The organism is Nocardioides zhouii, from assembly GCF_004137345.1.
GTDB classification, from domain to species: Bacteria; Actinomycetota; Actinomycetes; order Propionibacteriales; family Nocardioidaceae; genus Nocardioides; species Nocardioides zhouii.
Genome location: NZ_SDWV01000011.1, coordinates 14,705 through 28,948, shown reverse-complemented (window position 1 = coordinate 28,948; position 14,244 = coordinate 14,705). Strand labels below are relative to the sequence as shown.

Sequence of the window (14,244 nt, the reverse complement as noted above, 5' to 3'; positions counted from 1 at the left end):
GCTCTTCATCAGCCCAGCGCATCGCACGCTGCCGACTCTCGAGGTCCTTATGAGCACACCCCGCGCAGGCCATCCGACCGAAGACGCTGCGGCCGTCCAGGCGGACGGGCACCCAGCCCCGATGTTCGAGCCCTTCCATGCCGACGAGGACGGGTTCGACACCGACGTCGTCATTGTGGGCCTGGGCCCCGCCGGCGGTATCGCCGCCACCGCACTGGCCACCTACGGCGTTCGGGTACACGCCGCCACCGTGTTTCCCTGGGGCGCGAACGGCCCTCGGGCGCATATCACCAACCAGCGGGCCGTGGAGGTGCTGCGCGACCTCGGCCTCGAGGACACCGCCCGGCAGCACGCCACACCGTGGGACCAGATGGGCGACACGCTCTTCACGACCAGCCTGGCCGGTGAGGAGATCCTACGGTTGCAGACCTGGGGCACCGGTGACCTGCGCTACGGCGACTACCTCAAGGGCAGCCCGTGCACGATGCTCGACCTGCCGCAGCCGCAGATGGAGCCCATCCTGCTCAACGCTGCTGCGTCACGTGGCGCGGTGTTGAGCTTCAACACCGAGTACCTCGACCACACCCAGGACGAGGACGGCGTCACCGTCACGTTCCGCGACGGCCGCACCGGCCAGGTGTTCACCCAGCGGGCCCGCTACCTGCTCGGCTTCGACGGCGCCCGCTCACGCATCGTCGAGCAGCTCGGTCTGCCGATGGAGGGCGAGCTGGCCAGGGCCGGCACCGCCTACATCCGCTTCCGCGCTGACCTCACCCGGTACGTCGAGCATCGTCCAAGCATCCTGTACTGGATCTTCAACTCCCACGCCGGCTTCGGGGAGATCGGGATGGGCCTGCTGCGTGCCATCCGCCCGTGGGAGGAATGGATCGCCGGATGGGGCTTCGACATGGCCGCCGGTGAGCCCGACCTCGCCGACGACAAGGTCATCGCCCAGATCCGCACCCTGGTCGGCGACCCGAACCTCGAGCCCGAGATCGTCACCAAGTCGATCTGGTACGTGAACCAGCAACACGCCACCCGCTACTCCGAAGGCCGGGTGTTCTGCGGCGGCGACGCCGTTCACCGCCACCCCCCGAGCAGCGGCCTGGGGTCCAACACGTCCATGCAGGACGCGTTCAACCTCGCCTGGAAGGTCGCGTTCGCGGTCAAGGGGTACGCCGGCCAGGGCCTGCTCGAGTCGTACTCGGACGAGCGCGCTCCGGTCGGGAAGCAGATCGTGGCCCGCGCCAACCAGTCCCGCAAGGACTACGCGGGCCTGCGTGAGTGGTTCGACCACGACGACGCAGACCCGGTCACTGCTGGCCTGACGAAGCTCAAGGCCCCGACTCCCGAAGGGGTCGCTCTGCGTGCACGGCTGTACGAGGCGCTCGAACTCAAGAACACCGAGTTCAACGCCCATGGCATCGAGCTCAACCAGCGCTACACCTCGAGCGCCGTGCAGTCCGACCCCACGCTCGGCGAAGAAGAGTGGCCCCGCCACCCCGAGCTGTACCTGCAGGCCACCACCCGACCTGGCTCGAAGCTCCCGCACGCGTGGCTCGTCGACGCCCGCGGCCGCCGCACGTCCACCCTCGACGTCACCGGCAAGGGCCAGATGACTTTGCTCACTGGCCTCGCCGGTGCCGCATGGGCCGACGCCGCCGACAAGCTCGACCTGCCGTTCCTCAAGACCGTCGTCATCGGGCAGCCCGGCGCCCTCGACCCCTACGGCTACTGGCAGCAAATCCGCGACATCCCCGAAGCCGGCGCCCTCCTCGTACGCCCCGACGGCTACATCGCTTGGCGGCACAACAGTGAGGTCTGGGACATCGACGAGGCCACCAGCCTCCTTGAGGACGCGCTGTGCGTCGTCCTCGACCGCCCCGACCGCAACGGCGCATCCCACGCCCGCAGCACCAACGCGGGCAGCAGTCAGCAGTACTCCACCCGGCCCGTCGACATCGCCGTCCCCGCGCCCGCCCCCCAGGCCTGACCGCCTACACCCGACTCAACAGGAGCACCACCGTGTCTTCCCAGCAGACCACCTCAGCGACCAGCACAGAGGCGACCGCCGAGACCCGCCGGCCGTACACGAGCGTCTGGAACGACCTGAACCAGGTCGAGTTTTCCCAGGGGTTCCTCCAGGCCGGCCCGTACCGCACCCGCTACCTGCACGCCGGTGACGAGTCGAAGCCGGTCCTGCTGTTCTTGCACGGCATCACTGGCCACGGCGAGGCGTACGTCCGCAACCTTGCTGCACACGCAGAGCACTTCTCCGTGTGGGCGATCGACTTCATCGGCCACGGCTACTCGACCAAGCCCGACCACCCGTTGGAGATCCCGCACTACGTCGACCAGGTCACCGCCGTCCTCGACACCCTCGGCGCGGAGAGGGCCCACTTCTCCGGTGAGTCCCTAGGAGGCTGGGTCGCCGCCCGCTACGCCGCTGACCACCCCGACCGCGTCGACCGCGTCGTGCTCAACACGATGGGCGGCACCATGGCCAACCCCCAGGTCATGGAGCGGCTCTACACGCTGTCCATGGAGGCCGCGAAGGACCCGTCGTGGGAGCGCGTCAAGGCGCGCCTCGCGTGGCTGATGGCTGACCCGACCATGGTCACCGACGACCTCATCCGCACCCGCCAGGCCATCTTCGAGCAGCCCGACTGGCTCAAGGCCTGCGAGATGAACATGGCGCTGCAGGACCCCGAGACCCGTCAGCGGAACATGATCTCCGACGACGACCTGCGAGCCATCCAGGCCGAGGCCCTGGTCGTGTGGACCACCAAGGACCCCTCCGGTCCGGTAGACGAGGGCCGTCGCATCGCATCCCTCATCCCCAACGGCTACCTCGAGGTCATCGAAGAAGCAGGCCACTGGCCTCAGTACGAGAAGCCCGAGGTGTTTAACCGCATCCACCTCGACCACCTCCTCGGCCGCGTGTCCGCCGCCGGGCATCCCTCCAACGCCCCGAACGCCGAGGGCCACGAGAAGGCTGCGTCATGACGCTCGCCCTCCTGGCCATGAGCCACAGCCCGCTTCTCGAGTTCGCCGACCTCGACGCCGACGTCACCGCCGAGCTCGACCAGACGTTCGCCGCGGCGAAGGACTTCGTCCACGACTACGACCCGGACATCGTGGTCAACCTCGCCCCCGACCACTACAACGGGTTCTTCTACAACCTCATGCCCGCCTACTGCGTCGGGTACGCCGCGACCAGCATCGGCGACTACGGCAGCCAGGCCGGCCGCCTTGACGTCCCCGAAGCGAAGGCCCGCAGCTTGGCAGAGGCCGTGATCGCCGAAGGCATCGACCTATCGGTGTCTCTGGAGATGGAGGTCGACCACGGCACCGTGCAGCCGATGGAGATCGTCTACGGCGACATCACCGCCAAGCCGTTCATCCCCATCTTCATCAACTCCGTCGCCCCGCCCTTCACCCCCGTCAAACGGGTCCGCCAGCTCGGCGAAGCACTGGGCCGGCACCTGGCCACGTGGGACGAGAAGGTGCTGCTTATCTCGTCGGGGGGCCTCTCGCACGACCCGCCGGTCCCGCGCCTCGCCACCGCCACCCCGGCTCAGCGAGCGATGCTCATGGGCGAGAACCAGCCGCTCCCCGCCGAAGCCCGCGCTGCCAGGCAGCAGCGCGTCATCGACGCCGCCCGCGACTTCGCCGCCGGCACCGCTGATATCCAGGACCTCGCCCCCGAGTGGGACCGCGAGCTGCTCCGCATCCTCGCCTCGGGCGACCTGAGCCCCGTGGATACGTTCGACCCCGACGAGATGACCCGCATCGCCGGCAACTCCTCCCACGAGGTCCGCACCTGGATAGCCGGATACGCCGCCATGGCCGCCGTCGGCACCTACGAGGTCCAGCACACCTACTACCGGCCCATCCGCGAGCTCATCGCCGGGTTCGCCATGACCACCGTCGTCCACACCTGAGCCATCCACACTGGGACACCACTCTCGCCCGCTCCTGCGGCTCTGCACCCCCGTCGCACCGCAGGAGCGGGCGTCCCACCACCTAGAGTGAGAACCGTCGAGAGCGAAGGAGCCAACGTGGTCGAAATGCCGGTGCGCCGCACGGGCCAGCGCTTGGGCACCGTCGTCCTCGACGAGCTCAAGGAACGGCTCCTCTCGGGCCAGTACCCGGCCGGGTCCCGCATCTCCATCGAGGAGGTCAAGGCCGAGTTCGGCGTCTCCAAGCAGCCCGTCATGGACGCCATGCGCCGCCTCGAGGCCATCGGCATCGTCCAGATCGTGCCCCAGAGCGGATGCCGCGTCGCGCACTACACCTCGCAGGAGACCCTCGACTTCTTCAACCTGTTCGGCCGGTTCGAGGGTGAGATCGCCGCAGCTGCCGCGACGCGCCGCACCGACGCACAGCTAGAAGACCTTGACGACACCTGGCAGCGCATCGCCGACCTCGAGCACGCTACCGACACCACGGCACGCTCACGCGGCTACCGGTTCCTCAACCGCGAGTTCCACCTCGTCATCCACCACATGGCCCACTCTCGTGTGATGGCTGAGCTCAGCGAACGAATGTGGGACATGAGTGACTTCTTCATCAACACCATCGGCGGCGCCCAGCACCTCTCCGACGCCGTGACCAACCGCAACCACGACCACGACGTCATCCGCAGCGCCATTCGCTCCCGAAACGGCGAGGTCGCCCGCGTCGCCATGCAGTCCCACATCGTCGAGACGGTCGCACTGTTCCGCGACGACCTCGATAAGCCCGCGTAGAACTCCAGCCGGTTCTCCTCGCGTGCGTTTGTATCGTGGTCAGGACCGCGCGGGAGGGGATGGAGCGTCGTGACGAGATCTGAGGACGCAAGTGACGTCCGGAACGAGCTCGTCTACGCTGCGGCCCTCGATCTGGATCGGGCCGAGCAGGACCGAACGGGGCTTCAACCGATTTCCAAGCGGTTTCCAGACCTGACGAACGTCGAAACGTGGGGCATTGCTGTCGCGCGCGATGGCTTGCGGGTGCGGCGGGGCGAGAGACTCATGGGATACAAGCTGGGTTGGACGTCCGAAGCGATGCGCCGCGCCCTCGGGATCGACGAGCCGAACTTCGGCACCCTCTGGGCCTACATGCATGCGGACGATGGCGTGCTTGACCTGGCGCGGCTCATCCATCCCAAGGCCGAGCCCGAGTTCGCATTCCTGGCTGACAGAACCGTTCAAGGAGCGGACGTCGACGCGGAAGCCGTCGCGGCAGCGGGGAGGTGGGCAGTTGCGCTGGAAGTGGTTGATCCTCGGTGGATCAGCTACGACTTCGACTGGCTCGACAACACCGCGGACGGCTCCTCTGCAGCCGCCTACGTCCTGGGGGACTTCCACCCTGCGATCGTGCCGCCGAAGTCGTTGCGCCTCACCATGGAGTCGGGACTGATTGCTCGCACCGGCTTCGGCGAGGCGGCCATGGGATCGCCCGCCGAGGCGGTGGCGTGGCTGGTCCGCCAGCTACATCTTCGAGAAGCCGCTCTTGAGCCGGGCATGGTGGTGCTCACCGGTGGTATCACTGCGCCCGTCGATCTCACGCCGGGGCTGACGGTCCGTGTTTCGTCTCCTGAGCTCGGATCGTGCGCTATGCGATGTGTGTGACCAGACCGGCGCGGACCACTGCTTGGGGTCAGGCGCGGCCCTCAGCGTGGAGCAGTTGACGGCGAGCGAGGGTTGCGGCGACACCGGCTGCGGCCGCGCGGACAGAGGCGGCGTGATCGGTAGGGCGGAAGCGGCTGATCGCACCGGCGACGCTGATCGCCGCCACGGGTCGGTCGGCGGCATCGAGCACGGGAGCCGCGACACAGACCAGGCCCAGAGCGCCCTCCTCGTACTCGAATGCCACGCCGTCTTCTCGCACCCGGTCGAGCTGTTCGCGAAGCCGCCCAGGCGCGGTGATCGTCCGGGCCGTACGTCGCTCGAGGGGCGCCGTCAGCACCGCGATCCGGTCCTCCTCGTCAGCCCACGCCAACAACGCCTTGCCGATCGCCGTCACGTGCAGGGGCAGTCGACCACCCACGCGTGAAGGAGATCTCGCTTGCCGGTGGCCCCCAACCTTGGCGACGTAGACCACCTCCGCGCCCTCTCGAAGGCCCAGGTGGACGGTCTCGTGCGTGCGCTCGTAGAGATCTTCGAGGAACGGAGTCGCGACCTCCAGCAGGGTCCGCTCGACGGACGCGCGCATGCCGAGCTCGAAGAGGTGGGAGCCGAGGTGGAAGGCACCGTCGACACGGGTGAGAAGTCGGGCGGAGACTAGGTCGCCTGCGATCCGATGGAGCGTGGCCTTGGGCAGGCCGGTGCGTCGTTGGAGCTCCGTGAAGCCGACGCCGGTGTCGTCCGCGGAGAAGGCCTCGAGCACGACCATGACCTTCCCGAGGACACTGCTCTGATCGAAGGTCACGAGCAGGAGTGTTCCAGTCAGTGGAACTGATTGCTAGGACGCCACCCGCTTGGCCTCCACGATGGCGACATGGACACTGAAGATCTCAGCGTGGTCGCCGCATCCGAACGGCTGCTCGAGGCCGCGGCGAGCGGCGTGCCGTGCGCGCCCGTGCGCGATCTGATCGGCGCGAGCGACATCGAGGCGGCCTACGCCGTCCAGGCACGCGGCACCGCCGCACGGTTGGCGGCCGGAGCGACGGTGGTCGGACGCAAGATCGGACTCACGTCGAAGGCTGTGCAGAAGCAGATCGGGGTCGACCAGCCGGACCTGGGCTACCTCTTCGACGACATGGCCTACGGCGAGCACGAGGTCATCCCCATGGCCAGGCTCCTCCAACCGAAGGCCGAGGCAGAAGTGGCATTCGTCCTCAAGGAGGACCTCGTAGATGGCGACCTCGACGACGCCCAGATCCGGCGAGCGGTGGACTACGTCACTGCCGCGATCGAGATCGTCGACAGCCGCGTCGCCAACTGGGACATCACCTTCGGTGACACGGTCGCGGACAACGGGTCCAGTGCCCTCTATGTCCTCGGGTCCGAGCGACGCACGCTCGAGGAGGTGGAGCCGGTGTCGGTCGCGATGACCATGGTCCGTGGTGATGAGCAGGTCTCGCACGGCAACGGCGCTGCCTGCCTGGACGACCCGCTCAACGCGATGGCGTGGCTCGCGCGCACCGCCCGCGACTTCGGCGACCCGCTGCGTGCCGGGCAGGTCATCCTGTCGGGCGCCCTGGGGCCGATGGTCGCCGTCAACCCGGGTGACGTCGTCACCGCCACCCTCACCGGCCTCGGCTCGGTGACGGCAACGTTCTCCGAGGAGTAGGCACATGGCCAAGGCAGGAACTGGTGCGACCAAGGTCGCCATCATCGGGCCGGGCAACATCGGCACTGACCTCATGATCAAGGTGCTGCGCATCTCGGAGACCCTGGAGATGGGCGCCATGGTCGGCATCGATGCGACGTCCGACGGACTCGCCCGAGCCGAGCGCTTCGGCGTCCCCATCACGTCGGACGGCGTCGACGGGCTCATCGCGCTCGACGGCTTCGACGACATCGCCATCGTCTTCGACGCAACCTCTGCAGGGGCGCACAGGGCGAACGCGGCGAAGCTGGCGCCCTACGGAAAGATCCTGGTCGACCTCACCCCCGCGGCCATCGGCCCGTTCGTGGTGCCACCGGTCAACCTCGACGAACACATCGGCGTGAGCAACGTCAACATGGTCACCTGCGGGGGGCAGGCCACGATCCCGATCGTCGCCGCCGTCTCGCGCGTCACCGCAGTGCCCTACGCCGAGATCGTCGCGTCCGTGGCGAGCAAGTCGGCCGGACCCGGTACCCGGGCCAACATCGACGAGTTCACCGAGACCACGGCGCACGCGGTGGAAGCGGTCGGCGGTGCCTGGAAGGGCAAGGCGATCATCATCCTCAACCCGGCAGAGCCGCCGATGATCATGCGCGACACGGTCTTCACGCTCATCAACGACCCGCAGGAGCTGCTGCAGGATCAGATCCGCGCGTCGGTTGACGAGATGGTCGCCTCGGTCGCCGAGTACGTCCCCGGCTACCGCCTCAAGCAAGCCGTGCAGTTCAGCCGGCTGCCGGCCGGTGAACCCGTTCACACCTTGCTCGGCAAGGGCGTCGGTGAGGTCACCGTGACGCACAAGGTCTCGGTCTTCCTCGAGGTCGAGGGCGCCGCCCACTACCTCCCCGCCTATGCCGGCAACCTCGACATCATGACGTCGGCCGCGATGCGGACCGCCGAGGCTCTGGCCGCCCGACTCACCGAAGGAGTCCCCGCGTGAGCACCGAGCTCTACATCCAGGACGTCACTCTGCGCGACGGCATGCACGCTATCCGGCACCGGATCGACCCCGCGGACGTCAAGCGGATCGTGACCGCCCTCGACGATGCAGGGGTCGACGCGATCGAGGTCACGCACGGTGACGGCCTCGGCGGGGGATCGCTCAACTACGGGCCGGGGTCGCACACAGATTGGGAGTGGATCGAGGCTGCCGCGTCGGTCATCCAGAACGCCACCCTCACCTCCTTGCTCGTGCCCGGCATCGGCACCGTCGAGCACCTGAGGGAGGCCTACTCCTTGGGCGTCCGGTCAGTACGGGTGGCCACTCACTGCACCGAGGCGGACGTTGCCAAGCAGCACATCGAGACGGCTCGCGAGATCGGTATGGACGTGTCCGGGTTCTTGATGATGTCCCACATGTCGCCGGCTGAAGACCTGGCGAAGCAGGCCACGCTGATGGAGTCCTACGGGGCACACTGCGTCTATGTCACCGACTCGGGAGGCCGTCTGACCATGGACGGTGTCCGGGAGCGGGTGCGCGCCTACCGCGACGTCCTTGACCCGCGCACCCAGATCGGAATCCACGCACACGAGAACCTCTCCCTCTCCGTCGCCAACTCTGTCGTCGCCGTCGAGGAGGGCGTCTACCGTGTTGATGCCTCGCTCGCCGGTCAGGGCGCCGGTGCAGGCAACTGCCCGATCGAGCCGTTTGTCGCCGTCGCCGACCTGCAGGGCTGGAATCACCGCTGCGACGTCTTCAAGCTCCAGGACGCCGCCGACGACATCGTCCGCCCGCTCCAGGACCGGCCGGTGCGCGTGGACCGCGAGACCCTCACGCTCGGTTATGCCGGTGTCTACTCCTCGTTCCTGCGGCACGCCGAGAACGCAGCCCAGGAGTACGGCGTGGACACCCGCGACCTGCTCGTCGAGGTCGGCAAGCGCCGACTCGTCGGAGGCCAGGAAGACATGCTGGTCGACATCGCGCTCGATCTCCTGCGGGCCCGTGACCTGGCGACCGCTTGATCAGTCCTGACGAGCCTGCGCCAGCAGCCACTCCCGGATTGACTGGGGAGCGGCGGGCGCTGGCAGGAGCGCCTCCACCCAGCCGTCGACGATGCGAGTGGGATAGACCGTGGCGCCGCGATCGGGCAGGTCGGTCCTGGTGCCCGAAGGGAGCTCGAAGCGCCAGAAGTGGCCCGGACAGATCAACGTGTTGTCCCGTACGACGCCTCCCGACAGCGCGATGTCGCGATGCGGGCACCGATCCAGCAGGGCGACGTACTCCCCGTCGCTCGTCGCCACGACACATACCCGGTCCCGGTCCTGCCCGGAACTCCCCACCACCCTGCCCACTGGTGTGTCATGAGCCGCCTCCTCGACGCGACACACCCGTTCCCAGGCCGCGGTCACGGTTGCCATCCCAAGCCCGCAGAGATCCTTTGAGCAGTCTCGGTGACCGGGCGTACGAGGTGTAGCAGCCCGGCTGCCTCGTCCGCGACGTGCTCGGCCACCGACACGGACGCGACGACCCGGCCCAGCGGATCGCGGATCGGCGCCGCGATCGAGCACATGCCCGGCTGGGACTCGCCGCGGTTCTCGGCAAAACCCTGGCGGCGGACCAGAGCGAGCTCGGCGAGAAGCAGCGAGCGCGATGTGATGGTGCGCGGCGTCCGGGGAACGAGACGCATGCCCGCGACCAGTGACTGCAGTTGGTCGTCTGGCAGATAGGCCAGCAGAACCTTGCCGCTCGAGGTCACGTAGGAAGCGTTGCGCGCGCCGACGGAGCGGAAGACCGGGATGGCGCCGCGGCCCTCGCGGCGCTCCACGTAGAGCACGTCAAAGCCGTCGAGGATCGCAACGTGGAGCGTCCCGGTCGTGTGGGGGCGGAGGTTGTCGAGAGGGAGTGTGGCCGCCTCGTGCAGGCGCTGGGCGGTCTCGGCGCTGGCTCCCAGGCCTCGCATGACCGAGGTGAGACGGAAGAGACCGGTCTCCTCCACCTTCTCCAGCAGTCCCTCCTCCACGAGCGTCCAGATGACCCGGTGCGCCGTGCTCTTGCCCACGCCGACGCTGCGAGCAAGCTGGCTGACCCCCAGCTGGGTGCTGTGCTTGCCGAACTCACGCAAGATGCGAGACGCCGTCGCCACACTCGAAAGTCGTTCAGCGCCTGCCGGGACGGAGGAGGTCATCGAGTCACGTCACGTAGGACGGCGTCCATTCTGGCAGCGGCCGGCGCACCGGACTCTGCGTCGACGCGCCCGGAGGTGAGGTCGGCAGCCAGAAGGGCAGCGGCCCGGTCGAGACCGAGGCGTGCGCAGATGCCGAGCTCGTCGACCACCTCGCGCTGGCGGGGGAGTGCACGCCGGATGCGCTCAAGGTCGCGGCCCATCTGGGAGTGCTGGTTGGCCAGGGCTACCCCCGAGTGGGACGCATGGTGGCCGCTGAGGCCGCCACCGATCGCGACGGTGAGGTGGTAGACGGTGTCGCTGATGCCCAGCACTCGGCGTACGACGTCGGGTGGATCCTCGTCAAGGACACCCAGCTCGGGCAGCACCGACGGGTCGTAGAACCTCACCCGCCAGCGCACACCCAGGTGCTCGTCGACCAGCTCGACCTCCGGGCCGGAGGGAGCGGGCAGCGGATCTGTCGTGGCGACCAGGTGCAGGCGACGGGCCGCCGCGGCGACGACGGTGAGGTCGCCGGCCGCGACCAAGGGCAATCCACCTCGCTCGGCCGGAGGGAGGTGCTGGACGTGATCGAGGTACGTCGTGTGGACGGCCCGGACGTAGTCGCGGACGAGCTCGCGCATGCTCGCAGGGTCGTTCAGGGACTCGTTCACGCCCTCAGGATGACTGCTGGTGACGAGCGCCACATCTTGTGTTCTGCATGGCGGAACAGGCCACCCGAAGGAGCTGCGTCGTTCGTAGGTTCTGGAGCATGACGGATGTGAACGGAGTCACACCCCCCGTAGACCTGGCCGAGGGGACTCCGGCCGGGACGACGCGGATCATGGCGCCCGACGCCCCTCCCGACGGGCAACGGTTCGATCCGTCCGACTCACGGCAAGCGACTCGCAGCACAGTCACCGGTCCGCCGCGCGGCATCCTGCGGCTGGGTCACGTGGACGTGACGGTCACCGACATCGACCTAGCTACCGCCTACTACACCGGGGTGATGGGGATGGAGGTCACTGCCCGCACCGAGGACTCGGTCTACCTCAAGTGCTGGGACGAGGAGGACCACCACTCGCTGCGGCTGCGCTACGCGTCCCGGGTGGGGATGGACCTGATGTCGTTCAAGGTCCACCACGAGGACGACTTGGCCGACCTCGAGAAGAAGGTCTCCCGGTTCGGGTTCCCGGTCGAGCGTCTCAGCAGGGGCGAGACCCTCGGTCAAGGCGAGTCGATCCGCTTCTCGACCCCGAGCGGACATGTCATGGAACTCGTCGCCGATGTCGAGAAGGTCGGCACCTCGCGCCGCCGTGAGCCCCTCGCCCCCGAGCCGAGCGACCTCGGGCGAATGGTGCGCGACCAGATCGCTCCGCCGCGGATGGACCACATGCTCATCACGGCTGAGGAGGTGGGGGACTCCACGCAGTTCTTTATGGACGTGCTCGGGTTCCGCATCACCGAGCAGCTCCTCGACGGCAACGGCCACCAGCTCGGCACCTGGCTCGAGCGATCGCACTCCCCTCACGACCTCGCCATCGTGCACGGCACCAACGGCGGCCTGCACCACTTCGCCTACTGGCTCGACGAGTGGGACGACGTCCGGGATGCGGCCGACATCTTGGCCTACAACGGCATCCAGCTCGACGTCGGTCCCACCCGGCACGGCATCACCCGCGGCTCCACCATCTACTTCTTCGACCCGCTCGGCACCCGTAACGAGGTGTTCACCGGCGGCTACCGCCCCGATCCCGATTTCCCCACCCTGACCTGGACCGAGGACAACATCGGCCGAGCCATCTTCTACTACGAGGGCGAGCTCAACGACCGCTTCATGAAAGTGCACACATGAGCATCCTGCGACTTTCCCACGTGGAGATCCGAGTTCCCGACCTGGAGCTGGCCACGGCCTACTACTCCGAGGTGGTCGGCCTGATCGAGACCGGGCGCGACGCGTCCCGGGTCTTCCTGAAGTGTTGGGACGAGCACCAACACCACAGCGTCGTCCTGACTCTCGAGCCGACCCACGGTCTCAACCACTTCGGCTTCAAGGTCACCGACGCCGGCGATCTCGACGAGTACCAGGCGCGCCTCGAGGCGGCCGGGGTCGCAGTACGCCGATACGAAGCGGACGAGTGGGCGCCCGGCCACGGGACGTCCATTCGGTTCACGCTGCCCAGTGGACACGAGATGGAGCTCGTCTACGGAATGCAGCAGGTGGGCAACCTCCTCCCTCAGACCAACCCGCCCCCGCGGCCGATGGGTCTGGTCGGCATCGCGCCGCCACGGGTCGACCACCTCTTCCTCACTGCTGAAGAGGTCGACACCAACACCAGGTTCTTGGTCGAGCACCTCGACTTCCGTCTGACCGAGCAGGTCATGGGGGATGACGGCTTCCAGATCGCCAGCTGGCTCGAGGTTTCGCACCGCTCGCACGACATTGCGTTCATCACCGGTCCCAACGGGGGCCTGCATCACTTCGCCTTCTGGGTGGACGGGTGGAACGACCTGCGCACCGCGGCGGACACCTGCGTCTACCACGGCGTCAGCATCGAGATGAACCCCACGCGGCACGGAGTCACGCGAGGCCAGTGCCTCTACTTCTTCGACCCGCTCGGCAACCGCAACGAGATGTTCACCGGCGGCTACTGGGTCGATCCCGGCGCAGAGCCGATCACCTGGACCGAGGCCGAGATGGGCCGCGCGATGTTCTACTACGACGGCGTCGTCAACCAGCAGTTCCTCACGGTCCACAGCTGAGGCCGACGATGACCATCGACGAGCAGCAGAGCCCCGCGAACCTGCCGCGGACCGAGCGCCCCGACGCTCCCGCCTACCTCAATCGCCACCTCGCCCGCCGCTCGGAGACACCTCCCGAGGTGGGCGAGCCCGACGAGTCCGTCCCGCTCTACCTCCGCCAGCACCGACAGCGTGACCATCGCAGCGACCCGGTCATGTACGACGGCAATGTCGTCGGGACGTCGCGGGCCTGGGCCGAGGTGACCCGCACCAAGGAGATCGTCCCGGAGCGGCGCGAGCAGCTGGGCACGATCGACTGCGACATCTACCTCGTACGGCACGGCGAGACGCAGGGCTACTCCTCCGAGTCCGGTCTGACTCCACTTGGCTCGTGGCAGGCCCACCGCCGCGGCCAGGAGCTCGCCCGCCGGGTCACCGACGGGATGCGGGTCGAGCTGCTGTGCGCGCCCACCAACCGCGCCCGACAGACGGCCGAGCACATGAGGCGAGGCCTGATCGACAACATCGGACTCTTCGGCCGCGGCGAGCCCGAGGTCAGCGAGATCCACGACGACACCAACTTCCGCAACTTCGAGGTCGCCACCCCAGAAGGCCCCCGGGACGTCACCAGCGCCTTCCGGATCTATCAGCGGCAGATGGAGCAGTACGAGCGTGTCGGCCTCGGCGAGCGCCCCGGCTGGCTGGTCGACATGGATCGCTTCTGGGGCGTGCAGAAAGGCGGAGGCGACCCGATCACGCAGTGGCTGACCATGCCGATGCTCCACTTCGAGCCGCCGGTGTCGTGCGTTCGCCGATTCTGGCGCGGCATCCTCACCGCGCGCGCTGCGACCTCGGCCCAGACGGTCGTCGTTGCCACCCACTCCGGACCCATCCGGGCCTTCGCAGCCACGGCGATGGGCTACGACCCCGGCGAGCCTTTCAACACCGAGTTCGTCCGCGTCCGGCTCGTCGCCGGTGGCACGACAGCTCTCGTGCTCTATCGCAACCGAGTGCAGGAGGTCGTGATCCCCGACCTCGATGCCCTTCCGCCCAACTCCGACCCACGATTCCAGGAGTGACTGAG

The 14,244-nt window shown here is 68.0% G+C and carries 15 protein-coding genes; 11 read left to right on the top strand and 4 right to left on the bottom strand.

All coding sequences use genetic code 11. The features are described 5' to 3' along the window. Nucleotides 1-121: 121 nt before the first annotated feature. From EUA94_RS12150 to EUA94_RS12130, 5 genes are all read left to right on the top strand, one after another. Complete coding sequence (locus EUA94_RS12150; RefSeq protein WP_129427145.1) at nucleotides 122-1,993, top strand: FAD-dependent monooxygenase; 1,872 nt, start codon at nucleotides 122-124, stop codon at nucleotides 1,991-1,993. Nucleotides 1,994-2,025: 32 nt separating this feature from the next. Next, a complete protein-coding gene (locus EUA94_RS12145; protein WP_165356876.1) occupies nucleotides 2,026-3,006 on the top strand; it encodes an alpha/beta fold hydrolase in 981 nt (326 codons plus the stop codon). Further along, on the top strand, nucleotides 3,003-3,944 hold the full coding sequence (locus EUA94_RS12140) for a 3-carboxyethylcatechol 2,3-dioxygenase (protein ID WP_129427144.1): 942 nt from the start codon (nucleotides 3,003-3,005) through the stop codon (nucleotides 3,942-3,944). Before EUA94_RS12145 ends, EUA94_RS12140 begins: the two co-directional genes overlap by 4 nt. A gap of 126 nt (nucleotides 3,945-4,070) precedes the next feature. After that, a complete protein-coding gene (locus tag EUA94_RS12135; protein WP_129427250.1) occupies nucleotides 4,071-4,751 on the top strand; it encodes a GntR family transcriptional regulator in 681 nt (226 codons plus the stop codon). Between the two features lie 69 nt (nucleotides 4,752-4,820). Then, a complete protein-coding gene (locus EUA94_RS12130) occupies nucleotides 4,821-5,615 on the top strand; it encodes a 2-keto-4-pentenoate hydratase (RefSeq protein WP_129427143.1) in 795 nt (264 codons plus the stop codon). A gap of 28 nt (nucleotides 5,616-5,643) precedes the next feature. On the opposite strand, the gene EUA94_RS12125 is transcribed toward EUA94_RS12130, so the two are convergent. After that, the gene (locus EUA94_RS12125) at nucleotides 5,644-6,414 is read right to left on the bottom strand and encodes an IclR family transcriptional regulator (protein ID WP_242494828.1); all 771 of its coding nucleotides are present in this window, start codon (nucleotides 6,412-6,414) and stop codon (nucleotides 5,644-5,646) included. A 69-nt stretch (nucleotides 6,415-6,483) separates the two neighbouring features. Here EUA94_RS12125 and EUA94_RS12120 point away from each other — a divergent pair, with 69 nt between their 5' ends. The 3 genes from EUA94_RS12120 to dmpG are packed head-to-tail and all read left to right on the top strand — an operon-like array spanning nucleotide 6,484 to nucleotide 9,279. Next, nucleotides 6,484-7,278, top strand: coding sequence for a 2-keto-4-pentenoate hydratase (locus EUA94_RS12120; RefSeq protein ID WP_129427142.1), 795 nt, complete (start codon nucleotides 6,484-6,486; stop codon nucleotides 7,276-7,278). Nucleotides 7,279-7,282: 4 nt separating this feature from the next. Next, nucleotides 7,283-8,257 carry an acetaldehyde dehydrogenase (acetylating) gene (locus EUA94_RS12115; protein WP_129427141.1) on the top strand — a complete coding sequence of 325 codons (975 nt, stop codon included), beginning with the start codon at nucleotides 7,283-7,285 and terminating at the stop codon, nucleotides 8,255-8,257. Then, the gene (dmpG, locus tag EUA94_RS12110) at nucleotides 8,254-9,279 is read left to right on the top strand and encodes a 4-hydroxy-2-oxovalerate aldolase (RefSeq protein ID WP_129427140.1); all 1,026 of its coding nucleotides are present in this window, start codon (nucleotides 8,254-8,256) and stop codon (nucleotides 9,277-9,279) included. Before EUA94_RS12115 ends, dmpG begins: the two co-directional genes overlap by 4 nt. Here the strand turns inward: dmpG and EUA94_RS12105 are convergent, their stop codons facing one another. From EUA94_RS12105 to EUA94_RS12095, 3 genes are read right to left on the bottom strand one after another with little or no spacing between them, the layout of a single operon-like run. Then, a complete protein-coding gene (locus EUA94_RS12105) occupies nucleotides 9,280-9,675 on the bottom strand; it encodes a Rieske (2Fe-2S) protein (protein ID WP_129427139.1) in 396 nt (131 codons plus the stop codon). It abuts the gene before it with no gap. Beyond that, nucleotides 9,663-10,442 (bottom strand): IclR family transcriptional regulator, encoded by a 780-nt coding sequence (locus EUA94_RS12100; protein WP_129427138.1) that lies wholly within the window; start codon nucleotides 10,440-10,442, stop codon nucleotides 9,663-9,665. Before EUA94_RS12100 ends, EUA94_RS12105 begins: the two co-directional genes overlap by 13 nt. Next, nucleotides 10,439-11,092, bottom strand: coding sequence for a hypothetical protein (locus EUA94_RS12095; protein WP_129427137.1), 654 nt, complete (start codon nucleotides 11,090-11,092; stop codon nucleotides 10,439-10,441). The genes EUA94_RS12100 and EUA94_RS12095 overlap by 4 nt, the downstream gene beginning before the upstream one ends. A gap of 98 nt (nucleotides 11,093-11,190) precedes the next feature. On the opposite strand from EUA94_RS12095, the gene EUA94_RS12090 reads away from it, so the two are divergent. From EUA94_RS12090 to EUA94_RS12080, 3 genes are read left to right on the top strand one after another with little or no spacing between them, the layout of a single operon-like run. Then, nucleotides 11,191-12,273: a catechol 2,3-dioxygenase gene (locus tag EUA94_RS12090; protein ID WP_207210522.1), complete on the top strand. Its 1,083-nt coding sequence runs from the start codon at nucleotides 11,191-11,193 to the stop codon at nucleotides 12,271-12,273. Continuing rightward, nucleotides 12,270-13,181 carry a catechol 2,3-dioxygenase gene (locus tag EUA94_RS12085; RefSeq protein ID WP_129427136.1) on the top strand — a complete coding sequence of 304 codons (912 nt, stop codon included), beginning with the start codon at nucleotides 12,270-12,272 and terminating at the stop codon, nucleotides 13,179-13,181. The genes EUA94_RS12090 and EUA94_RS12085 overlap by 4 nt, the downstream gene beginning before the upstream one ends. Before the next feature lie 8 nt (nucleotides 13,182-13,189). After that, nucleotides 13,190-14,239: a histidine phosphatase family protein gene (locus EUA94_RS12080; RefSeq protein WP_129427135.1), complete on the top strand. Its 1,050-nt coding sequence runs from the start codon at nucleotides 13,190-13,192 to the stop codon at nucleotides 14,237-14,239. The last annotated feature ends 5 nt before the right edge of the window (nucleotides 14,240-14,244 follow it).

What these genes read in the sequence shown, in the direction of transcription:
- EUA94_RS12150 (WP_129427145.1), top strand. Translation starts at nt 122, where the DNA reads ATGTTCGAGCCCTTCCATGCCGACGAGGACGGGTTCGACACCGACGTC.
- EUA94_RS12140 (WP_129427144.1), top strand. Translation starts at nt 3,003, where the DNA reads ATGACGCTCGCCCTCCTGGCCATGAGCCACAGCCCGCTTCTCGAGTTC.
- EUA94_RS12135 (WP_129427250.1), top strand. Translation starts at nt 4,071, where the DNA reads ATGCCGGTGCGCCGCACGGGCCAGCGCTTGGGCACCGTCGTCCTCGAC.
- EUA94_RS12120 (WP_129427142.1), top strand. Translation starts at nt 6,484, where the DNA reads ATGGACACTGAAGATCTCAGCGTGGTCGCCGCATCCGAACGGCTGCTC.
- EUA94_RS12115 (WP_129427141.1), top strand. Translation starts at nt 7,283, where the DNA reads ATGGCCAAGGCAGGAACTGGTGCGACCAAGGTCGCCATCATCGGGCCG.
- EUA94_RS12105 (WP_129427139.1), bottom strand. Translation starts at nt 9,675, where the DNA reads ATGGCAACCGTGACCGCGGCCTGGGAACGGGTGTGTCGCGTCGAGGAG.
- EUA94_RS12100 (WP_129427138.1), bottom strand. Translation starts at nt 10,442, where the DNA reads ATGACCTCCTCCGTCCCGGCAGGCGCTGAACGACTTTCGAGTGTGGCG.
- EUA94_RS12090 (WP_207210522.1), top strand. Translation starts at nt 11,191, where the DNA reads ATGACGGATGTGAACGGAGTCACACCCCCCGTAGACCTGGCCGAGGGG.
- EUA94_RS12085 (WP_129427136.1), top strand. Translation starts at nt 12,270, where the DNA reads ATGAGCATCCTGCGACTTTCCCACGTGGAGATCCGAGTTCCCGACCTG.
- EUA94_RS12080 (WP_129427135.1), top strand. Translation starts at nt 13,190, where the DNA reads ATGACCATCGACGAGCAGCAGAGCCCCGCGAACCTGCCGCGGACCGAG.